Below are 21062 nucleotides of genomic sequence, written 5' to 3' on the forward strand. Positions count from 1 at the left end.
GATCCCCAGATTGCAAGATGGGTTCTTTTTGCGTGCTTGGCTGGACCAGTGCGGAGTCACCTGACGGTTTCCCCCGTCTCATCCGGGCCTGACCGACCCGACCCCGGAAACCCCCGGGTGTATGTAACAGGGAGTTTTTAAAACGAATGACGACCCAGCAGAAGAAATCTCCAGCGCGCCACGGTTTTAAAACCGGAGAAGCGATCGTTTATCCCGCTCACGGTGTCGGTACCATTTCGGCAATCGAGGAACAGGAAGTCGCGGGCATGAAGCTCGAACTTTTCGTCATCGATTTCGAGAAAGACAAGATGCGCCTCAAGGTGCCTGTCGCCAAGGCTGTCAGCATCGGCATGCGCAAGCTGTCCGAAGGGGATTTCGTTGAGCGTGCGCTGAAGGTTGTTCAGGGCAAGGCACGTGTCAAGCGCACCATGTGGTCGCGTCGCGCGCAGGAATATGACGCCAAGATCAATTCCGGCGATCTGATCGCCATCGCAGAAGTGGTTCGCGATCTTTACCGCGCCGAGAACCAGCCTGAGCAGTCTTACTCCGAACGTCAGCTTTACGAAGCCGCTCTCGACCGCATGGCTCGCGAAATTGCAGCCGTGAACAAGATGTCCGAGACCGAAGCTGTTCGCCTTGTCGAGGTCAACCTCAATAAAGGCCCCAAGCGCGGCAAGGCCGTCGAAGAAGACGACGCGCCGGAAGAAGAAGCCGCTTAAGGCTTATCACTTACAGAATGTCAAAAAACCCGCCCGCTTCGTGGCGGGTTTTTTGTTTCTTTCGCAAAGATGGCCATTCTGTGTTGAGGGTCTCTCGATGCGTCAATCTTTCTCTAAGGCACTATAAAACCTGGATAATCTGTCCTCCATGAAGGTGCGACAGAAGACGGCGCATATCTCTGGGGTGAAGCGCGACGCAGCCGGCAGTCGGCTCGTAACCCGGACGGATCATATGCATGAAGATGGCTGAGCCACGATTGCGCTGCCTGCATCTGACGTTCCAGTCGAGCACCAGGCAAACGTCGTAAAGGCCGTCCTCCCTGCAGATCTCCTCATGGCTCGGTTTGAACGGAGCCTTGACCATCCGATTGTAGTTCGGATCGCTTGGCGCATCGCACCACAACATCGGCTTTACCGCCCTGCGCAATGTCAAGCGAGTTTGAACCGCCCGCATACGCTCTCCCCGGATGAAGCCGTAAAGCAGCGGCATCTGCGCAATCGGTGTTTTACCATCGCCTTCGCACTTGAAAGCGGTGCGACCCTTGCGACCAATCGCAGCCTGAAACGTTAAGTGACCTAGCTGAACGATCGCTCGACTTTTGCTTAAAGGGGAGGGACGAACGAGAAGTCTTGGAAGTGGTGCTCGAGATTTAATCTTTCTGGTCATCACTTTTCTTCACGAGATTTTGCTTTGAAGATGCTTCACCCTGACGTCATAGCACGGCGTTATTGCCGCACAAGGGTTGACGCGAAGCGCGCAAACCGCTGAATTGGTTTGGAAATTAAATAGGAAAGGTGAAGGCATTCTATGACGGCCCGTACATTGCTTCTAGTTGATGACGACGACGATCTGCGCGACACCCTTGCCGAACAGCTTTCGCCCTATGATGAGTTCTCGCTTCTCACTGGCGCGAGCGCCAACGACGCCATACAGACGGTAAAATCCGCACAGGTCGATTTGCTGATCATGGATGTGGGCCTGCCGGACATGGACGGGCGCGAAGCCGTGAAGCTGATGCGCAAGAACGGCTTCAAGTCTCCCATTATCATGCTGACCGGGCACGATACCGATTCCGACACCATACTGGGTCTTGAGGCTGGCGCGAACGACTATGTGACGAAACCTTTCCGCTTCGCAGTCCTCCTTGCTCGCATCCGTGCGCAGCTACGCCAGTACGAGCAGAGCGAAGACGCGGTCTTCACTGTCGGACCTTACCAGTTCAAGCCAAGCCAGAAGCTGCTGACCACGGAAGACGGCAAGAAGATCCGTCTGACGGAAAAGGAAGCAGCCATCATCCGCTACCTCTACCGCGCTGGCAGCGCCGTCGTCACACGCGACGTTTTGCTGGAAGAAGTCTGGGGTTACAATTCGGGCGTTACCACCCACACGCTGGAAACCCATGTCTATCGTCTTCGTCAGAAGATTGAGCGCGATCCGTCAAATGCGGAAATTCTCGTCACCGAAAACGGCGGCTACAAAATCGTCCCTTAGGGCCTTTTGTGGCATGACCCCTTGTGTTGGCGCTCACATTGGTTGAAAACCAGTCGGACCGTGTGCCCTTGTTTGAGAGACGCGGCTTCCGACTTCGATCTCCCATCTGGACCAGCTCATGGCGTTGAACGACGATATCAAGCTTTTCGCGCAGGTGCCGCTGTTTCAGGGTTTCAGCGAGGACCAGCTGAGGCTGATCGCGTTTGGCGCAGAGCGCCGGCGCGTTGCTGAAGGGCATATGCTGTTTCGCCAGCACTCTCCCGCCGAATGCGCCTTTGTCGTCTGTCATGGAAGCTTCGATCTCTGGACCGAGGACCGTGATGGCACGCGCGAAATCCAGGCGACGGTCGGCAGTGGCTGCCTTCTGTCGGAACTCGCGCTCTTCACCCTGTGCGAGCGCAAGTTTACAGCCGTTGCGCGCCAGGATTCCGAGGTCATCCGCATCACCCGTATTCTTTTCCATCGTATGATTGAGGAATTTCCGGATGTGGCACAGGTGGTGACCGAGCGCATCCGCGGCAATATCGCGGCGCTCGCCTCCAGTGCGGCTGCGATGCAAAAGCGCTTTCTCTAGGAGGCGCTAAGAGGCGCTATCCTTAGAACTTGAAATGCGCCGTGACAGGCACGTGGTCAGAAGGGCGGTTCCAACCGCGGGCTTCCTTCAGGATTTCTATGCGATCGAGCGACGGGCCCAGATCCTGCGATGACCAGATATGGTCAAGACGGCGGCCGCGATTGGCAGCCTCCCAGTCCTTGGCCCGATAGCTCCACCACGTGTAGATCTTTTCCGTCTCCGGCACGTTGAGCCGCATCAGGTCGAGCCAGTTGCCACGCTTCATCACCTCCATGAGCCCCTCCGTTTCGACAGGCGTATGGCTGACGATCTTCAGCAATTGCTTATGCGACCAGACGTCGTTTTCCAACGGAGCGATGTTCAAGTCACCGACCAGGATAGATGAAGTGCCAGGAGTACTGTCAGCGCTCAGCACCTTCATCTCTTCCACGAAGTCGAGCTTGTGGCCGAACTTCGGATTGATCGACCGGTCCGGCTCATCGCCACCTGCCGGGACATAAAAGTTATGAAGGCGAATGCGGCGACTGCCGACCTCTACCAGCGCGGAGATATGGCGGGCGTCCCCTACCCCGCAGTAATCCTGGCGATGATCTTCTGTGAGCGGCAGCTTCGAAGCGATGGCGACGCCGTGATAGCCTTTCTGACCGTGAATAATGATGTGCTCATAGCCAAGCGCCCGCAAAGGCTTCAGCGGGAATTCGCCGTTCGGGCACTTGGTTTCCTGCAAGCAGAGAACGTCTGGCTTGTAACGCACCAGGAATTGCTCGACGATCGGCATGCGTAGCCGCACCGAGTTGATGTTCCAGGTGGTTATTGAAAAAGCCATGCCTCACGCTCCGTCTCGTCTTGAGTGGAGGCAGGCTTATAACATCGGGCATAAAACGGAAACCGCTTTCTGCCCGAGCGATCGTCAGCCGCGTTTGCGGACGTCTTCGTAGTTGATGGCAAAAACCTTGTCGTCAAGGTTTACGCCCGTTTGAACGTTGAAGATCATCACGGTTGTGTCCTTGTTCTGGGCGTCAGTGGTCGTCCATTGACGGAGGTCGAAGGTTTTCGGGTCGAACATCAGCGTGATGGTGGAATCGCCGAAAATGCTTTTATCACCGAGAACGATAGTGATCAGATCGGACTCTTCCTTGACGCTGCGAACCTTCTGGTTGCTAAGGTCGATCTTGTCGGAAAGCAAGAGGCTGAGCGGCGTCTTGGACAGCGGATAGAGGTCCCAGGTCTTCAGCTTCATATTGCCGATGACGACATTGCGGCCATCTGCAATCACGCGCATGGGCGACGGGTCTTCGTAGTTGAAGCGAAGTTTTCCGGGCCGCGAAATATAAAACTTGCCGCCGGTTTGTTCGCCACGTGGGCCGAACTGAACGAACTCGCCCATCATCGTCTTGACCGACGAGAAGTGATTGGCGATCTTCTGCGCCGTTGCGCCGTCACCTGCACCTTGGGCAAAAGCCGCGACCGGCGAGAGCGCTACAGAGGCTGCCGAAAACAGTGTCATCACAGCTCTGCGCGTCATGCTGCTTTCAAGGCCGGAATGCTGAGCGGAAACGACCGAGCGGGTATTCTTCATTCTGTTCTCCTTCATCGCATTCCATGTGCCGAAAAAACACGGCGGCTTCATGACATGGAGCGACGGCTATAACGTCGGAAGCACACGCCTGGTTGCGGTTGCCGAACCGGCACACAGGCGGCGGGTGCCAAAGGCCAACCCGCGGTGGCGCATCCGGCATGTGAGGCTTAATCATTCTCCGTCGGCACGAGGATTTCGCGCTTTCCGGCGTGGTTGGCAGGGCCGATGATGCCTTCCTGTTCCATCCGTTCGATCAGCGAGGCGGCCCGGTTGTAACCGATACCAAGCCTGCGCTGGACATAGGATGTCGAGGCCTTGCCATCACGCAATACGACGGCCACGGCCTGATCGTAGGGGTCGTCGGACTCGGCCATGTTGCCGGTCCCTGCGGGACCGCCACCATCCTCGTCCTCTTCCTCTTCGGTGACCGCCTCGAGATAGTCGGGCGAACCTTGCGTCTTGAGGTAAGAGACGATCTCCTCCACTTCATTGTCCGAAACGAAGGGACCATGAACGCGCTGGATGCGCCCGCCGCCTGCCATATAGAGCATGTCGCCCATGCCGAGCAGCTGCTCCGCGCCCTGCTCACCAAGGATGGTACGGCTGTCGATCTTGGAGGTAACCTGGAAGGATATGCGCGTCGGGAAGTTCGCCTTGATCGTACCGGTGATGACATCGACGGACGGACGCTGGGTTGCCATGATGACGTGAATGCCGGCAGCGCGCGCCATCTGCGCCAGACGCTGAACTGCCCCTTCGATATCCTTGCCCGCGACCATCATAAGGTCGGCCATTTCGTCGATGATGACGACGATGTAGGGCAGCGGCTTCAGATCGAATTCTTCCGTCTCATACATGGCTTCGCCGGTCTGGCGGTCAAAGCCGGTCTGTACGGTTCTCGTCAGGACTTCGCCCTTATCGAGTGCCTGCTGAACGCGGGTGTTGAAGCCATCGATGTTACGAACACCGATCTTCGACATCTTCTTGTAGCGCTCTTCCATCTCCCGCACCGTCCATTTCAAGGCGACGACGGCCTTCTTCGGATCGGTGACGACAGGCGAGAGCAGATGCGGGATGCCGTCATAGATCGACAGTTCCAGCATCTTCGGGTCGATCATGATCAGGCGGCACTGTTCCGGTGTCATGCGATAGACGAGCGACAGGATCATGGTGTTGATTGCCACCGACTTGCCCGAGCCGGTGGTACCGGCAACGAGAAGATGCGGCATCTTGGCGAGGTCGGCGATGACGGCTTCGCCGCCAATCGTCTTGCCGAGTGCCATGGGCAGCTTGGCCTTGCTGCTTTCGAAATCGCGCGAGCCGACCAGTTCGCGCAAGAAAACCGTCTCGCGCGTGCGGTTGGGAAGCTCGATGCCGATGGCGTTGCGGCCAGGAACGACGGCAACGCGGGCGGCAATGGCGCTCATCGAGCGGGCGATATCGTCCGCCAAACCAATGACACGCGACGACTTGATACCAGGAGCGGGTTCAAGCTCATAAAGTGTTACGACCGGGCCGGGGCGAACGTGGATGATCTCGCCCTTGACGCCAAAATCTTCCAGTACGCCTTCCAGACGGCGGGCATTCTGCTCCAGCACGTCTGCATTCAGCGTGTTGTCTTTGACGACATTCTTTGGCTCGGCCAACAGGTGGATTGAGGGGACCTGGAAGCCATCCGGGGAGATGAAGGAGGTTTGCGCTTCGCGTGCAACCCGCTCGCTCGGCTTTGGTCGGGCAGGTGGCGCGGTAATGCGCGTTGGGCTTCCCGGTGCGGGTCGCGCGGCAAAGGGCGCATCGCCGGAGAGTATGCCATCCGGCAGGCTATCCTCGTCATCGAAGGGCTCGTCGAGATCGCCGCCGTTGGCGGATGGTGCCTGCCGTCGGGCACGCGCTTCTGCCCGTTCCTCGAAGGACGGCTCCGCTCTTTCCAGACGGTTGATCGCTGTTTTCAATCGCGATGGCTCGTTTAGTGTCCCGAATTCGTAGTCGTTGAAATCGTAAGGCTGCTCGAACTCATTGGTGAGCGACTTGGGCTTGAGACGCAGAATACGGCGCAACCTTGCCTGGGTGATGTACCAGTAATGAGCAAGCGCGCCAAAGGCCAGGGCGTTGGCGAAGAAGCCCTCGCCGTCATCTTCGTCGTCCTCTTCGATCTCCTGAACCTTGCGGACCTTGCTGGCAGTGGCAGCCTGCGGCGCGAAGGGCTCCTCGGCATCCTGATCCAGGGCGCCAAGAAGTCCGGAGGCGATCAGCATCAGCCAGGCAGCAGGCACGGCAAGAATGGAGCCAAGAACGGTCGCTGTGGTGCCAGTAGGATAAGCACCGAGAAAAAGCGCAGGGAAACGCAGGATCATGTCGCCGATGACGCCGCCGATCCCGTTGGGCAGCGGCCATGTCTGAGGGGCCGGAAAACAGCCAAGCGCAGCCGAAGCGATAAAGGCACCGCCGATCCACGCCGTCAAACGGACTGGCATACGCGTCAGTTTTCGGCCGGAAATCAGCACGAAGGCCCAAGACAGCACAGGCAACATGGCAATCAGCGACGACAGGCCGAGAAACTGCATCATGATATCGGCGAAGATCGCGCCGCTATGTCCGAGCAGGTTGGTGGGCTCGTTGGAGGTCGCGTAGGAAAGACTGGGGTCAGCCACATTCCAAGTCGCGAGTGCCGTCACGCCCAGCGCCAATGCTGCCAGAACGGCAAAACCACACAGCGCCATGATCTGTCGCACGACGAATGCCGTCAGCACGAAGCGATTGTCGCGGCCCTCGAATGTCGGAGAATTCACTCTGCCCATATGTTGAACCTGTCGTCCTTAGTGTTTCCGGAGCTTCGTGACCGAAGCAGGGATGACAGGGCAAAGTAGCGGCATGGTGGTTAATGCGGCATTAACCACGGGAAAACTCGTTTACCAAGCTCAGCGCGTCAAAAAGAATAAGCCCGGCGAGGCGATCGCCGGGCTTCGATAAAGCAAGGTTCGGGTGCGCAAGCACCCGAATGATCTTAGTTGTGGTAGGCAGCTTCGCCGTGGGACGCGAGATCGAGACCTTCGCGTTCGGCTTCGACCGGCACACGCAGGCCGACGATGATGTCGACGATCTTGTAGAGGATCGCAGAGCCGATACCCGTCCACAGGATGGTGATGACGACAGCCTGAACCTGAACCATGAACTGACCGCCCATGGTCTGTTCGCCGGCGTAACCGACGCCACCGAGAGACGCGCTGGCGAAGATGCCGGTTGCGAGAGCGCCGAAGAGGCCGCCAACGCCGTGAACGCCGAAGACGTCAGCCGTATCGTCGTAGCCGAACTTGTTCTTCACCACCGAGACGAAGAAGTAGCAGATCGGCGAGACGAGCAGACCCATGATGATCGCGCCCATCGGACCGGCAATACCGGCAGCAGGCGTGATGGCAACGAGACCGGCGATCATACCGGAAGCCGCACCCAGCATGGAAGCCTTGCCGCGCGTGAAGCTTTCAACCAGGCACCAGGAGAGAATGGCAGCAGCCGTGGCGACGAAGGTGTTGACGGTTGCGAGCATCGCCCCACCGGAGGCTTCGAGATTGGAACCGGCGTTGAAGCCGAACCAGCCAACCCACAGCATGGCTGCACCGACATAAGTCAGCGTCATGGAGTGCGGAGCCATCATGTCCTTTCCGTAACCCGTGCGCTTGCCAACCATGATCGCACCGATGAGACCGGCGACACCGGCATTGATGTGAACGACCGTGCCGCCAGCAAAATCAAGTGCGCCGAGGCCGAAGAGATAGCCCTTGGCATCCCACACCATGTGGGCGATCGGGAAGTAGACGAAGGTGACCCAGAGCAGGCAGAAGAGGATCGAGGCAGAGAACTTGATGCGTTCGGCAAAGGCACCGATGATCAGCGCCGGTGTCAGGGCTGCAAACGTCATCTGGAACATCACGAAGATGTATTCCGGAATGACGACGCCCTGCGAGAAGGTCGCAGCGGTCGTATCCTTTGTGACGCCAGCGAGGAAGAGCTTGGCAAAGCCGCCGAAGAACGGGCTTTCAGAACCGCCGAAAGCGAAGGAGTAGCCGTAGGCGACCCAGGCGATCATGACGGTCGCAGCGATGACCGTGCATTGCATGAGAACCGAAAGCATGTTCTTGGCGCGAACCAGACCGCCGTAGAACAGACCCAGACCCGGAACGGCCATGAACAGCACCAGAAGGGTGGAGAGGAACATGAAGGCGGTGTCGCCCTTGTCCGGGACCGCGGCGGCAGCGGCCGCTGCGGGGGCCGCGGCGTCCTGTGCAAAAGAGATGACCGGCGCCAGGAGGGCTGCCGCACCGGCGCTAAGCGCGCTGAGTGTGGAAATTTTCTTGAAGTTCATAGTGTGAGGACTCCCCTGTCAGCCGAGCTTTAAAGCGCTTCTGTGTTCGTTTCGCCGGTGCGGATACGCACTGCCTGTTCAATCGAGTAGACGAAAATCTTGCCGTCGCCGATCTGCCCCGTCTTGGCCGCGGATGCGATTGCATCGACTGCCTTTTCCACGACGTCGGACGCCACCGCGATCTCGATCTTCAGCTTGGGAAGAAAGCTGACCGCATATTCGGTACCGCGATAAATCTCGGTATGCCCCTTCTGACGTCCGTAACCCTTGACCTCGGTGACGGTCAGGCCCTGAATGCCGAGGGCGGTGAGAGCCTCGCGCACCTCATCCAGCTTGAACGGCTTGATAATGGCCATCACAATTTTCATCTGGTTTCCCATCCTTTGTTTGTGCTCGGCATGGAGCCGACTCTCCTTGCCGCTGGCAGATCAGTAACAGCGACTGCCACTCTATATTCAAAGGCCGTGCCAGTTTGCGCACGAGGGACATAAGCAATTGAAAAGTAAAGACTATAAATAATTCGGCCGCAAAACAGGCAATTGTCCGCACTTTAGGCGAGCAATTTATGGGCGATTTTTTTAATTTGAGTATTTTTTAGTCATTTGCTCGTTTGCGAATCAGGCCCTCTTGCGCCATCGAGGCAATAAGGACGCCGTTGCGGGTAAAAAGGCTGCCTCTGGTCAATCCGCGAGCACCAGATGCGCTCGGGCTGTCTTGCGTGTAGAGCAGCCAGTCTTCCAACTTGCAGGGGCGGTGAAACCACATGGCGTGGTCGAGGCTCGCTACCTGGATCGTCGGATCGAAGATGGTCGTTCCATGAGCATAAAGCGACGTATCGAGCAGCGTCATGTCGGAAAGATAGGCGAGAACGGCTGCCTGATAATGCCTGTCGTTTGGCACATCGCCGACCGCTCTCACCCAGATATCCTGCTTGGGGTCGAGCTTTTCCTTGGAAATATAATGCGTGAGCGACACAGGGCGGATTTCGATCGGCCGCTTGTTCTCCCAGTATTTGCGGATCGCAGGCGGCGCATTGGCGAGAAAGGCTTCCTGCAACTGCGCCTCGCTCATCAGGCTTTCCGGCTGCGGGACGTTCGGGATTTCGCTTTGATGATCGAAACCGCCTTCCTCAATCTGGAACGAGGCGGACATGGAAAAGATCGCATGGCCATGCTGGATGGCAACGATGCGCCGCGTGGCAAAACTTGCCCCATCGCGAATACGATCGACCTGATAGACGATCGGCACGAGAGGATCACCCGGCCGCATGAAATAGGCATGCAGCGAATGGATATAGCGGTCCGCATCCACCGTTCGCTGCGCTGCCATCAATGCCTGCGCTATGACCTGACCGCCAAAGACACGCTGCCACCCGACCTGCGGACTGGTGCCGCGGAAGAGATTTTCTTCAAGTTTTTCAAGATCAAGCGTGGCGACAAGATTTTCCATCGGGCTTGATGAATGAGAAGAATGCGACATTTCGGCATGCTCCGGCTGTATGAAGACGTGATGGGATGGTCTATAATGGGAGGACACTATGCACAAGAACGCAAGGCGCAGGAGAAGACGCAATGCTTGATGTCGTGATTGCCGGGGGCGGATATGTGGGCTTGAGCGTTGCTGTCGCCATCAAGCAGGCAGCGCCGCATCTGGGCATACAGGTCATCGAGGCTGCGCCCGAAGACGTCTGGAAGAAAGACGTGCGGGCTTCCGCAATCATTGCGGCCGCAAGCCGCATGCTGGATGTCTTCGGCATCTGGCAGGAGCTGGAGCCGGAAGCACAGCCGATCAACAAGATGATCGTGACGGATTCGCGCACGGCAGATCCCGTTCGTCCGGTGTTTCTGACCTTCGATGGCGATGTGGCGGAAGGCCAGCCATTTGCGCATATGGTGCCGAACGTCGCCATGGTCGGCGCTCTGCGTAGTCTTTGCGAGCGACTCGGCATCGAGATACGCCATGGCCTAAGCGTTACCGGCTTTTCCGCAGGACCACAAAGCAACATGATTTCTCTTTCCGACGGATCGTCGGTTGAGACACGTCTGCTGGTTGCCTGTGATGGCGTCAAATCGGCGCTGCGCGACATGGCTGGCATCAAGACTGTCCACTGGGCTTATGACCAATCTGGCATCGTTACGACGGTCGAGCACGAACGCCCGCACAATGGCTGCGCGGAAGAGCATTTCCTCCCGTCCGGCCCATTCGCCATCCTGCCGCTTAAAGGCAATCGCTCCTCGCTGGTGTGGACCGAACGTACTGCGGACGCCGACAGTCTCGTTGCGTCCGACGATCTGATTTTCGAAGAAGAGCTTGAGCGGCGCTTCGGCCACAAGCTCGGACCCATCCGCCCTGTCGGTCCGCGCCGCGCTTTCCCTCTTGGCCTCACGCTCGCCCGCGCTTTCGTCGCACCGCGCATTGCGCTGGCCGGCGACGCCGCTCACGGCATTCACCCAATTTCCGGCCAAGGGCTCAATCTTGGCTTCAAGGATGCGGCAGCGCTGGCGCAAACCGTCGTCGAGGCCGATCGCATCGGGCTCGATATCGGTTCTCTCAACGTACTGGAGCGCTACCAGTCCTGGCGCCGCTTCGATACCGTGCGTATGGGCGTGACAACCGACGTGCTGAACCGTCTTTTTTCAAACGATGTCGGCCCTATCCGCGTCGCGCGCGATTTCGGGCTTGGCCTCGTCGACCGGATTCCAGCTCTCAAATCCTACTTTATCGGCCAAGCTGCCGGAACCTCGGATCGCAATGGCCCAAAACTGCTGGCGGGACAACCTCTGTAGCCGGCATCGTTCTTTAGCGACATCTGATTCAGCATCTGGTGGCTTTGACGGCAGAGAAAGCCACATCTTGCCGTGAACAAAGACTGAATCTTCTGGAGTCAGCGATTCGTCTCTGATTCGTTCTCAACCTGTTCCGAATCTTGTGGCTTTGGCGTTTCTCGGTAAAAAAGCGTTTTGCGCGACCGTATCCGGCAATCAAATGAGCGAAGACGCCGCTGATAACGCTTTCGTCCTTGCGTTTGGCCCTCTCGATTGCCATGTGTGAAGGACTAAAATGCGGGCGCCCTCACGCCGTGTCCGAAGAGTAGCAGCATCGTCGTTTTCGCGGATAGTACGTTGAATTTTCGCCCCATGATCTTGAGCGGCCGCGGTGTAACGGCCGTTCTTGGACCGACAAATACCGGCAAGACCCATTATGCCATTGAAAGAATGGTGGCGCATGGAAGCGGGGTCATAGGCCTGCCGCTGCGCCTGCTGGCGCGCGAGGTCTATACGCGACTGGTGGAAAAGGTCGGCGCCAACAACGTCGCGCTGATCACCGGCGAAGAGAAGATCTCCCCTCCCCGCGCCAAATATTCCGTCTGTACAGTGGAAGCGATGCCGCGCGAAACCAATGCCGCCTTCGTTGCCATCGACGAGGTACAGCTCGCGGGCGATCTGGAACGCGGCCACATCTTCACCGACCGCATCCTGCACTTGCGCGGCAAGGAAGAGACGCTACTTTTGGGTGCCGGCACTATGCGGCCCATTCTCGAAAAGCTGCTGCCGGGCATCGTGATGGTCGAGCGCCCTCGCCTCTCACAGCTCTTCTATGCGGGCTCGAAGAAGATCACCCGCCTGCCGCAGCGTTCAGCCATCGTCGCCTTCTCCGCCGACGAGGTCTATGCGATTGCCGAACTGGTACGTCGTCAGCGCGGCGGTGCTGCCGTCGTTCTTGGCGCGCTGTCTCCGCGCACCCGCAACGCCCAGGTCGGCCTTTATCAGAATGGCGATGTGGAATACCTGGTCGCGACCGATGCCATCGGCATGGGTCTGAACCTCGATGTCGACCACGTGGCCTTTGCCCAGGACCGCAAATTCGACGGCTACCAGTTCCGCAATCTGAACCCGGCTGAAATGGGCCAGATCGCCGGTCGTGCCGGACGTCATTTGCGCGACGGCACCTTTGGTGTCACGGGTCGGGTCGATCCGCTGGACGATGAACTGGTGGAGCGGATCGAATCACACGAGTTCGATCCGGTCAAAGTGCTGCAATGGCGCACCAAGAATTTTGATTTCTCATCCATCAGAAATCTCCAGGCGAGCCTTGACGCCGCACCAACGGTGCAGGGCCTGTCACGTGCGCTTCCCGCGATCGACCAGCAGGCGCTTGAATATCTAGCGCGCTATCCGGAGATCATCGACGTCACCACGACGGCGGAGCGTGTCGAAAGATTGTGGGAAGCCTGCGCTTTGCCGGACTATCGCCGCATCGCGCCTGCACAACATGCCGATCTGATTTCGACCCTCTATTTCGATTTGGTGAAACGCGGTACGGTCAATGAGAATTTCATGGCCGAACAGGTGCGCCGCGCCGACCGGACAGACGGTGAGATCGACACGCTTTCCGCCAGGATTGCGCAGATCAGAACATGGACGTATGTATCCAACCGCCCAGGATGGCTTGCCGATCCGACACACTGGCAAGAAAAGACACGGGAAATCGAGGATCGATTGTCCGATGCGCTACATGAAAGGTTGACGAAACGCTTTGTTGATCGCAGGACATCTGTGCTCATGAGGCGCCTAAGAGAGAATGCGATGCTTGAAGCTGAAATCAGTGTGAATGGTGATGTCTTCGTAGAAGGACATCATGTCGGTCAATTGGCGGGATTCCGGTTCACCCCGGTTTCGGGAACCGAAGGCCCGGATGCCAAGGCCGTGCAGGCGGCAGCGCAAAAGGCGCTCGCATTGGAGTACGAGGCGCGTGCCGCCCGCCTCCATGCCAGTGGCAACGGCGACCTCGCCTTGAGCTCGGACGGCCTCGTCCGCTGGCTCGGTGAGCCCGTGGCGCGTCTGGCAGCCGGCGACAACATCATGAAGCCACGCGTCATCATGCTGGCCGACGAGCAGTTGAGCGGCAATGCGCGTGACCACGCACTTGCCCGCATCGAGCGCTTCGTCAATCATCAGATCGCAACGGTTCTGAAGCCGCTCGACGATATTTCTCGTGCCGAAGACCTGCAGGGTCTTGCCAAGGGCCTGGCGTTTCAGCTGGTCGAAAATCTCGGCATCCTGTTCCGTCGTGATGTGGCCGAGGAGGTCAAGACGCTCGATCAGGACGCGCGAGCTTCCATGCGCCGTTACGGCATCCGCTTCGGCGCCTATCACGTCTTTCTGCCTGCACTCTTGAAGCCGGCGCCTGCCGAGCTCGTGACACTGCTCTGGGCCTTGAAGAATGACGGACTTGGCAAGCCGGGCTATGGCGATCTCATTCCGGTTCTGGCCGCTGGCCGCACCTCGGTCGTGACCGATCCCGGCTTCGAGCGCATGTTCTACAAGCTTGCTGGTTTCCGTTTCCTCGGCAAGCGCGCCGTGCGCATCGATATTCTCGAGCGTCTGGCAGACCTCATCCGTCCGCTGCTGCAGTGGAAGCCCGGTCAGCAGCCGCGCCCAGAAGGCGCCTATGATGGTCGCCGCTTCACCACCACGACAGCAATGCTGTCGATCCTCGGTGCGACGCTGGACGACATGGAAGAGATCCTCAAGGGTCTCGGCTACCGTGCCGATCAGGTCTCCGCAGAAGAGGCAGCGACTTTCCTGGCCGCGCAGAGCGGCGAGCCTGCCAAGGCAGGTGCGACAGACGCCGCTCCAGCTGAAGACGCTGCAAATGACGATGCGGACGCCTCCGATGCCTCCGAACAGGAAGCCTCTGCCGAAGCGCCAGTCGAAACAGCTGCAGAGGTGAAGGCTGAAGAGCCGAAAACCGAAGGAAGCACGTCTGAAGAAGGCAAGAGCGAGGAAGCGACGGCTGAAAATGCTGAGCCGAAGCCGGTCCTTCTGTGGCGTCCAGGTGGCCGCAACGACAATCAGCGCAGCGATAACCGCCGCCCGGGCAACCGCAGTGCCGGTAACCGCGGTGAAGGCGAACGTCGCGAAGCGGGCGAAGGTCGTCCAGGCAACCGCCACAATATCAATCGTGACGCTAACCGTGATGGCGATCGCAAGCGCGAAGGCGGCCGTCCGGACAATAAGGCACGCGGCAACAACAATCGTGGCGATCGTCCTGATCGGGGCGAGCGCAAGGATCGTCCCGAACGCAACGATCGCGGCGGCAAGCCGCAGGGTCAGCAGCGTTTCGAGGCAAAGCCACCGCGCAAGGAAAAGCCGATGGATCCGGATTCGCCTTTCGCCAAGCTCGCTGCTCTCAAGGAGCAGCTGAAGAAGTAAGTCTATGGGTCAAAAGGAACAGCCACTCGAAGCCGGGCGTCAGCGCCTCGACAAGTGGCTGTTCTTCGCCCGTATGGCAAAATCCCGATCGATTGCCCAGAGCTACATTCAGTCGGGCAATATCCGGGTCAATGGCGCGCCCATCCGCCAAGCCAGCCATATGGTGAAGCCCGGTGACAAGCTCGATATCTCCGTCGAGCGGATGGACCGCATTCTCATCGTCAAGGCGGCGGGCGAGCGGCGCGGGCCTTATGAAGAGGCCAGGCTTCTGTATGACGATCAAACCCCTCCCCGCGAACCGAAGGATCGCTTGACCCTGCTGGAGCAGGCTGTTCGCCAGCCAGGCAGCGGTCGTCCGACCAAGAAGGAACGCCGGGCGCTAGACAGGTTCATCTCGGAGAGCGATAACGATCCAGATTAGAATAAACGACTATTTTGCTCGCTTTTTTCAGCATGGTTTATCCTTGCTATCTTGGGTCAAAGGCATTACGTCACTTGCGAAAATGCCCTGTCTGAATTCCGGGCGAAGGCTTGTGTTCGAAAGCCACTGACCCGGCCTGCATATTCTGGAGTTCTTCATGACGTATGTCGTGACCGATAATTGCATTCGCTGCAAATACACTGATTGTGTTGAAGTCTGCCCCGTGGATTGCTTCTACGAAGGTGAAAACTTCCTCGCCATCAATCCCGACGAATGCATCGATTGCGGCGTGTGCGAGCCGGAATGTCCCGCCGAGGCGATCAAGCCGGATACCGAGCCGGGCCTCGACAAGTGGCTGAAGATCAATGCCGAATACGCTGCCATCTGGCCGAACATCACGGTCAAGCGCGATCCGCTGCCGGAAGCCAAGGAGATGGACGGCGTCGAGGGCAAGCTCGATCTCTACTTCTCCGCTGAGCCTGGCAAAGGCGACTGATACAAGTCAGCTCTGTGTAAATATTAAAAGCCTCCCGGCACCTGCCGCGGAGGCTTTTTCATTTCTCTCGATCGATAGAAAGATCAGCTGCCCCTACCCGCTTGCAGGGTTGTGGCAAGCAGCGTCAGAAGCGCCACGCTCTCTTCCAGGCTCTGACGCTGGCGACTTTGCAGGATCGCTGACTGCAACCGGTTCATTTCTCTGGCAATCGCGGCCGGCTGCCATGTGCGTAGCGCACGCTCGATGATCGGCTTGCGGCGAAAATGAATGCCGCGCCCAAGCGTCTGCATCACTTGGCCTGCCTGAAGCTTCTTCTCGTCCATTTCGGCCCGCATCTGGTCGAGCAACTGAAATTGCCTTAGGCATCCCTGCAGCACAAGAAAGATTGGCGTCTTCGAGGAGATGATCTTCTGGCTAGCGTGAAAGAAGCCGTTGCGATCGCCCTTGAGGATCGCGTCCACGGCGTCGTCCGCAGACACCGCACTGGCATCGCCAATGATCGCCTCGACATCGTCTTCCTCGATGACATCTCGGCCACGGCAGTAGAGCGCCAGTTTCTTCACCTCGTTGCGTGAGGCAATGCGGTCGCCACCCAGCGACTCGATTAGCCGCTGTCGTGCCGCTGGCGTGATCCTTAAGTTTTCATCGGCAAGCTCATGATCGATCAACGCGTTCAACGATCTTGCATCATCGGCGTAGCAAGGAATGGCGGCAATAGCGCGTGAGGGCTCGGCGATCTTGCGAAGCCCCGTGCCTTTTTTAAGGTCGCCTGCCTCGATAATGAGAAAGCTTGTCTCTGGCGGACTATCCGCCAGCACCTGAAGCGCATCGACCAACGGCTTTTCATTGGCCGCACCCTTGACCCAGACAAGCTTTTCGCCGCCAAAGAGGCCAATGGCGTTCACCTCGTCCAAAAGCCGTCCAGGGTCGCCCTGCAGGTCGGTGACGGCGAGTTTCAGCGAGGCGAAGGCATCATTCGGATCGATACCGGTCTTTTTTGCAATGATCGCAGCACGTTCCGATACCAGTCCGCGATCCGGTCCATATAGGACAAAGATGCGAAAACGCTCCGCCGGATTTTCGGCGAAGCGTTCGAATTCATGAGACTTGATTTCCGTCATGATCGCAGCTTATCGGCTGAGCGTGGCGGCAATGTCCGTGCGAATGATCTCTGCCAGTTCACGCGCCGCACGGTTTTCGCCGTCACGGATCGCACGGATCTTGGCGAATTCCTGCTGCGGCAGGTCGAGCATGGCGGTGACGGTGCGCTTTGCGGACCGCAGCACCTGACCGTCGGACATGCGCGTCAGCACATATTGACCGGTCATCGTCACGCGACCCGGATAAGGACCGTCATAGTTGCTCTTGCCGACCGACAGGCTGGTGTCGTTGGTAACCTCGGTGGAGCTGGCGCTGGAGGAAACCACCAGCTTGACCTGATAATCCGTCTTGGTGGGAGCGCCCTGCCCGCCATAGGCGAGGAAGATCAGGTGGTTGCGAACCTCCTGAGTGATGCGGTCGCCAGCCGATGAGAAGCTGACGGAGGCAAGCTTCTCACGCGTTCCCGATTCCACGCCATAGAGCGGGCGAACCTGGCAGCCCGCAAGCGCACCAGACAAAACGACGACAGACACTGCGGCGGCTATGCGGCCCCATCTGGAATAGGCATCAAACAACAATGTTCACGATCCTTTGTGGAACCACGATGATCTTCTTCGGCTCTGAACCGGCGAGTGCCGCCTTGACGGCATCCAGTTCCAGCACAGCGGCGCGTACGGTATCTTGATCCGCATCGCGGGCGATTGTCAATTCGCCACGCTTCTTGCCGTTGATCTGGATCGGCAGAACAACCTCGTTCTCTTCGACCAGCGCTGGCACGAAGACAGGCCATGCCGCCTGAGCAACCAGACCGGAATTGCCAAGAACCTTCCAGCACTCTTCAGCCAGATGCGGCGTCATCGGCGCAATCATGCGGGTGAGTATTTCTGCGGCATCGCGCGCCGCAGCCTTCACGTCATCCGCCTTGCCACCGGCGGCAACCTCGGCCAACGGACCAGCCAGTGCGTTGACCAGTTCGTAGATGCGGGCGATCGCCTTGTTGAAGGCAAGCTTGTCCAGATCGTCCTGTACGGCCTTCAGCGTCTTGTGCGCGGCCTTGGAAATCGCCAAGCCGTCGCCTGCCGTGGCCGGAGCTGCCTTGGCAGTCTTCAATTCGTCGGCAGCTTCGCCGATAATGCGCCAGACGCGCTGCACGAAACGATGCGCGCCTTCGACACCGGCTTCCGACCAGATCACGTCGCGATCCGGCGGGCTATCGGACAGCACGAAGAAGCGCGCGGTATCGGCGCCGTAAGAGGCGATGATATCGTCGGGGTCGACCACGTTCTTTTTCGACTTCGACATCTTCTCTATTGAGCCGATCGTCACCTCCGCGCCGCCCTCCAGCATGAAGGCACGACGCTTACCGTCGACATCTTCGATGCGGATATCGGCCGGTACGACCCATTGGCCGTTTTGGCCTTCGCCCAGGCGATAGGTCTCATGCACCACCATGCCCTGGGTGAACAGGCCCTTGAAAGGCTCCTTCACATCCACATGGCCAGTTTCCTTCATCGCGCGGGTAAAGAAGCGCGAATAGAGCAAGTGCAGGATCGCGTGTTCGATGCCGCCAATATATTGGTCGACCGGCAGCCAGCGATTGGCGACCTTTGGATCGGTCGGCTCATTCTCCCAAGGTGCGGTAAAGCGGGTGAAGTACCAGCTGGAATCGACAAACGTATCCATGGTGTCGGTTTCGCGCCGCGCATCGTGGCCGCATTGCGGGCAGGCGACGTGACGCCATGTCGGGTGGCGATCCAGCGGATTGCCGGGGACATCGAAGGTGACGTCGTCGGGCAGCTTGACCGGCAGATCCTTCTTCGGAACCGGCACGACGCCGCAGACTTCGCAATGGATGACCGGGATCGGGCAACCCCAATAACGCTGACGGGAAATGCCCCAGTCGCGCAGTCGGAAATTGACCTTGCGCTCCGCCTGTGGGGCGTCACCCAGCATCTGCTGCGACAGCTTGGTAACGACCGCTTCGAAGGCGTCCGTGGTCTTCATGCCGTCCAGGAAGCGGGAATTGATCATCACGCCGTCATCGACATAAGCCGTATCACCAACGGTGAAGCTTGCTGCATCGCCATCTTCCGGCATGACGACCGGAACGACGGGCAGGCCATATTTGCGGGCAAAATCCAGGTCGCGCTGGTCGCCAGACGGGCAGCCGAAGATCGCGCCGGTGCCGTAATCCATCAGCACGAAGTTGGCGATATAGACCGGCAGCTCCCAGGACGAATCCAGAGGATGGACGACCTTGACGCCGGTATCCATGCCGCGCTTCTCAGCCGTTTCCAAAGCAGCCAGAGACGTGCCCTGACGACGGCATTCGTCGCAGAACTCGGCAATGGCGGTATTGTTCTCGGCCAAGGCTTTCGCCAGCGGATGATCCGCAGCGATCGCCAGGAACGACGCACCAAACAGAGTGTCTGGGCGCGTGGTGTAAACCGTGATGTCACTGAACCTTTCCGGCGCAGTGGCGGCCACCGTCTGCCAGCGCAGCGACAGGCCTTCGGACTTGCCGATCCAGTTCTTCTGCATCAGCCGGACCTTTTCCGGCCACTGATCCAGCTCGTCCAGGGAATCCAGCAGATCCTGGCTGAAATCGGTGATGCGGAAGAACCATTGTGTCAGCTCACGCTGCTCGACCAGCGCACCGGAACGCCAGCCGCGACCGTCGATCACCTGTTCGTTGGCCAGAACGGTATGGTCGACCGGGTCCCAGTTGACCTTGGACTGCTTGCGATAGACCAGACCCTTCTGCATGAAGTCGATGAACAGCGACTGCTGACGGTGGTAGTAATCCACGTCGCAGGTCGCAAATTCACGGCTCCAGTCCAGCGACAATCCCATGGACTTCAGCTGGCCACGCATGGTGGCAATGTTCTGGTAGGTCCAGTCCTTCGGGTGAACCTTGTTCTGCATCGCCGCGTTTTCTGCTGGCATGCCGAAGGCATCCCAACCCATGGGATGCAGCACGTTATAGCCGCGTGCGCGCTTGTAGCGGGCGACTACATCGCCCATCGCATAGTTGCGCACATGGCCCATATGGATGCGACCGGACGGGTACGGGAACATCTCGAGGACGTAATATTTCTCGCGGGTGTCGCTATTGTCTGTGACGAAGACCTTGTCTTCGTTCCACTGCTGCTGCCAGCGCGGCTCGGCGTCGCGAGGATTATAACGTTCGATGGCCATACTTCTGAAATCCGGGTATCGAGGGGGTAATGCGCGCTGACCTTCACCATGAAACGACCGATGCGTCAAGTTTTGCAGGGCGTTAGGGGGCGCAAACTTGGAATACAGCGCCTAAATGGTGACAATCACGCTTGGCATCGAGCATCGCCAGCTTTAGGACGAGCAGATTATCGTTTGAGATAGAACAGAGGCCTCCCATGGACATCGAAGCCCGTCTTGCCGACATCAAGCAACGGATTGCAACCACTGCCGAGAAGGCAGGCCGAAAGCCCGGCGATGTGACGCTGGTTGCGGTTTCGAAAACCTTCGATGGCGACGCCATCCAGCCGGTCATCGATTGCGGCCAGCGTGTCTTCGGCGAGAACCGAGTCCAGGAAGCGCAGGGCAAATGGCCGGCGCTGAAGGACAAGACCCCGAACATTGAGCTGCATCTGATCGGCCCGCTGCAATCCAACAAGGCTGCCGACGCCGTGGCACTGTTCGACGTGATCGAAAGCGTCGACCGTGAGAAGATCGCCCGCGTGCTTGCGGAAGAATGTGCCAAGCAGGGGAGGGCGCTGCGCTTCTATGTTCAGGTCAATACCGGGCTGGAGCCACAGAAGGCAGGCCTGGATCCACGCGAGGCGAAAGCCTTCGTCGACCTCTGCTGCAATGAGCTGAAGCTCTCCGTCGAGGGCCTGATGTGCATTCCGCCAGCGGATGAAAATCCCGGTCCGCATTTTGCGCTTCTCGCAAAGCTCGCCAAGGAATGCGGTGTGGAAAAGCTATCCATGGGCATGTCCGGCGATTTCGAAACGGCGATCGAATTCGGCGCGACCAGCGTGCGTGTCGGCTCTGCCCTCTTCGGCGCGCGCTGACGCCCTTAACGACCCTCGAAAACCAGAAAGCCACAGCGTTTTCAGCGCCG

Annotated in this window: 18 protein-coding genes; 8 read left to right on the forward strand and 10 right to left on the reverse strand. The window is 58.6% G+C overall.

All coding sequences use genetic code 11. The features are described from left to right. Positions 1-146 precede the first annotated feature (146 nt). The gene (locus ACQZ5M_RS12710) at positions 147-719 is read left to right on the forward strand and encodes a CarD family transcriptional regulator (protein WP_027673546.1); all 573 of its coding nucleotides are present in this window, start codon (positions 147-149) and stop codon (positions 717-719) included. Positions 720-840: 121 nt separating this feature from the next. On the opposite strand, the gene ACQZ5M_RS12715 is transcribed toward ACQZ5M_RS12710, so the two are convergent. After that, positions 841-1386 (reverse strand): L,D-transpeptidase family protein, encoded by a 546-nt coding sequence (locus tag ACQZ5M_RS12715; protein ID WP_296078596.1) that lies wholly within the window; start codon positions 1384-1386, stop codon positions 841-843. A 141-nt stretch (positions 1387-1527) separates the two neighbouring features. Here ACQZ5M_RS12715 and ACQZ5M_RS12720 point away from each other — a divergent pair, with 141 nt between their 5' ends. Both ACQZ5M_RS12720 and ACQZ5M_RS12725 read left to right on the forward strand, forming a co-directional pair. Then, a complete protein-coding gene (locus tag ACQZ5M_RS12720; protein ID WP_296019191.1) occupies positions 1528-2211 on the forward strand; it encodes a response regulator transcription factor in 684 nt (227 codons plus the stop codon). 118 nt (positions 2212-2329) lie between these two features. After that, positions 2330-2785 carry a cyclic nucleotide-binding domain-containing protein gene (locus tag ACQZ5M_RS12725; protein WP_296019188.1) on the forward strand — a complete coding sequence of 152 codons (456 nt, stop codon included), beginning with the start codon at positions 2330-2332 and terminating at the stop codon, positions 2783-2785. A gap of 22 nt (positions 2786-2807) precedes the next feature. On the opposite strand, the gene ACQZ5M_RS12730 is transcribed toward ACQZ5M_RS12725, so the two are convergent. The 6 genes from ACQZ5M_RS12730 to tesB form a co-directional block, all read right to left on the reverse strand. Beyond that, the gene (locus tag ACQZ5M_RS12730) at positions 2808-3611 is read right to left on the reverse strand and encodes an exodeoxyribonuclease III (RefSeq protein ID WP_296034883.1); all 804 of its coding nucleotides are present in this window, start codon (positions 3609-3611) and stop codon (positions 2808-2810) included. Between the two features lie 84 nt (positions 3612-3695). Continuing rightward, a complete protein-coding gene (locus tag ACQZ5M_RS12735) occupies positions 3696-4379 on the reverse strand; it encodes an outer membrane lipoprotein carrier protein LolA (protein WP_449079908.1) in 684 nt (227 codons plus the stop codon). Positions 4380-4531: 152 nt separating this feature from the next. Further along, positions 4532-7162: a DNA translocase FtsK gene (locus tag ACQZ5M_RS12740; RefSeq protein WP_449079909.1), complete on the reverse strand. Its 2631-nt coding sequence runs from the start codon at positions 7160-7162 to the stop codon at positions 4532-4534. Positions 7163-7368: 206 nt separating this feature from the next. Beyond that, on the reverse strand, positions 7369-8724 hold the full coding sequence (locus ACQZ5M_RS12745) for an ammonium transporter (protein WP_296099023.1): 1356 nt from the start codon (positions 8722-8724) through the stop codon (positions 7369-7371). A 29-nt stretch (positions 8725-8753) separates the two neighbouring features. Beyond that, positions 8754-9104, reverse strand: a complete 351-nt coding sequence (locus tag ACQZ5M_RS12750) for a P-II family nitrogen regulator (RefSeq protein ID WP_062424736.1) — start codon at positions 9102-9104, stop codon at positions 8754-8756. A 214-nt stretch (positions 9105-9318) separates the two neighbouring features. After that, a complete protein-coding gene (gene tesB, locus ACQZ5M_RS12755; protein ID WP_296076744.1) occupies positions 9319-10203 on the reverse strand; it encodes an acyl-CoA thioesterase II in 885 nt (294 codons plus the stop codon). 92 nt (positions 10204-10295) lie between these two features. On the opposite strand from tesB, the gene ACQZ5M_RS12760 reads away from it, so the two are divergent. From ACQZ5M_RS12760 to fdxA, 4 genes are all read left to right on the forward strand, one after another. Further along, complete coding sequence (locus ACQZ5M_RS12760) at positions 10296-11510, forward strand: ubiquinone biosynthesis hydroxylase (protein WP_296105841.1); 1215 nt, start codon at positions 10296-10298, stop codon at positions 11508-11510. A gap of 351 nt (positions 11511-11861) precedes the next feature. Next, positions 11862-14939 (forward strand): helicase-related protein, encoded by a 3078-nt coding sequence (locus ACQZ5M_RS12765; protein WP_449079957.1) that lies wholly within the window; start codon positions 11862-11864, stop codon positions 14937-14939. A gap of 4 nt (positions 14940-14943) precedes the next feature. After that, positions 14944-15360, forward strand: a complete 417-nt coding sequence (locus ACQZ5M_RS12770) for an RNA-binding S4 domain-containing protein (protein ID WP_296034904.1) — start codon at positions 14944-14946, stop codon at positions 15358-15360. A 157-nt stretch (positions 15361-15517) separates the two neighbouring features. Then, on the forward strand, positions 15518-15856 hold the full coding sequence (fdxA, locus tag ACQZ5M_RS12775; protein ID WP_062444698.1) for a ferredoxin FdxA: 339 nt from the start codon (positions 15518-15520) through the stop codon (positions 15854-15856). 83 nt (positions 15857-15939) lie between these two features. On the opposite strand, the gene holA is transcribed toward fdxA, so the two are convergent. From holA to leuS, 3 genes are read right to left on the reverse strand one after another with little or no spacing between them, the layout of a single operon-like run. After that, positions 15940-16977 (reverse strand): DNA polymerase III subunit delta, encoded by a 1038-nt coding sequence (holA, locus tag ACQZ5M_RS12780; RefSeq protein ID WP_296086164.1) that lies wholly within the window; start codon positions 16975-16977, stop codon positions 15940-15942. A gap of 9 nt (positions 16978-16986) precedes the next feature. After that, positions 16987-17532 (reverse strand): hypothetical protein, encoded by a 546-nt coding sequence (locus ACQZ5M_RS12785; protein ID WP_449079958.1) that lies wholly within the window; start codon positions 17530-17532, stop codon positions 16987-16989. Then, complete coding sequence (gene leuS / locus ACQZ5M_RS12790) at positions 17525-20155, reverse strand: leucine--tRNA ligase (RefSeq protein WP_449079910.1); 2631 nt, start codon at positions 20153-20155, stop codon at positions 17525-17527. Before leuS ends, ACQZ5M_RS12785 begins: the two co-directional genes overlap by 8 nt. A gap of 197 nt (positions 20156-20352) precedes the next feature. Between leuS and ACQZ5M_RS12795 the strand changes: the two genes are divergently transcribed. Further along, positions 20353-21012, forward strand: a complete 660-nt coding sequence (locus ACQZ5M_RS12795; RefSeq protein ID WP_449079911.1) for a YggS family pyridoxal phosphate-dependent enzyme — start codon at positions 20353-20355, stop codon at positions 21010-21012. Positions 21013-21062 lie beyond the last annotated feature (50 nt).

Source organism: Rhizobium sp. 22-785-1 (assembly GCF_053521965.1).

Bases quoted from the DNA above. Each gene is read 5' to 3' on its own strand.
- ACQZ5M_RS12710 (WP_027673546.1), top strand. From the start codon at position 147: ATGACGACCCAGCAGAAGAAATCTCCAGCGCGCCACGGTTTTAAAACC.
- ACQZ5M_RS12715 (WP_296078596.1), bottom strand. From the start codon at position 1,386: ATGACCAGAAAGATTAAATCTCGAGCACCACTTCCAAGACTTCTCGTT.
- ACQZ5M_RS12720 (WP_296019191.1), top strand. From the start codon at position 1,528: ATGACGGCCCGTACATTGCTTCTAGTTGATGACGACGACGATCTGCGC.
- ACQZ5M_RS12725 (WP_296019188.1), top strand. From the start codon at position 2,330: ATGGCGTTGAACGACGATATCAAGCTTTTCGCGCAGGTGCCGCTGTTT.
- ACQZ5M_RS12730 (WP_296034883.1), bottom strand. From the start codon at position 3,611: ATGGCTTTTTCAATAACCACCTGGAACATCAACTCGGTGCGGCTACGC.
- ACQZ5M_RS12735 (WP_449079908.1), bottom strand. From the start codon at position 4,379: ATGAAGGAGAACAGAATGAAGAATACCCGCTCGGTCGTTTCCGCTCAG.
- ACQZ5M_RS12740 (WP_449079909.1), bottom strand. From the start codon at position 7,162: ATGGGCAGAGTGAATTCTCCGACATTCGAGGGCCGCGACAATCGCTTC.
- ACQZ5M_RS12745 (WP_296099023.1), bottom strand. From the start codon at position 8,724: ATGAACTTCAAGAAAATTTCCACACTCAGCGCGCTTAGCGCCGGTGCG.
- ACQZ5M_RS12750 (WP_062424736.1), bottom strand. From the start codon at position 9,104: ATGGGAAACCAGATGAAAATTGTGATGGCCATTATCAAGCCGTTCAAG.
- tesB (WP_296076744.1), bottom strand. From the start codon at position 10,203: ATGTCGCATTCTTCTCATTCATCAAGCCCGATGGAAAATCTTGTCGCC.
- ACQZ5M_RS12760 (WP_296105841.1), top strand. From the start codon at position 10,296: ATGCTTGATGTCGTGATTGCCGGGGGCGGATATGTGGGCTTGAGCGTT.
- ACQZ5M_RS12765 (WP_449079957.1), top strand. From the start codon at position 11,862: ATGATCTTGAGCGGCCGCGGTGTAACGGCCGTTCTTGGACCGACAAAT.
- ACQZ5M_RS12770 (WP_296034904.1), top strand. From the start codon at position 14,944: ATGGGTCAAAAGGAACAGCCACTCGAAGCCGGGCGTCAGCGCCTCGAC.
- fdxA (WP_062444698.1), top strand. From the start codon at position 15,518: ATGACGTATGTCGTGACCGATAATTGCATTCGCTGCAAATACACTGAT.
- holA (WP_296086164.1), bottom strand. From the start codon at position 16,977: ATGACGGAAATCAAGTCTCATGAATTCGAACGCTTCGCCGAAAATCCG.
- leuS (WP_449079910.1), bottom strand. From the start codon at position 20,155: ATGGCCATCGAACGTTATAATCCTCGCGACGCCGAGCCGCGCTGGCAG.
- ACQZ5M_RS12795 (WP_449079911.1), top strand. From the start codon at position 20,353: ATGGACATCGAAGCCCGTCTTGCCGACATCAAGCAACGGATTGCAACC.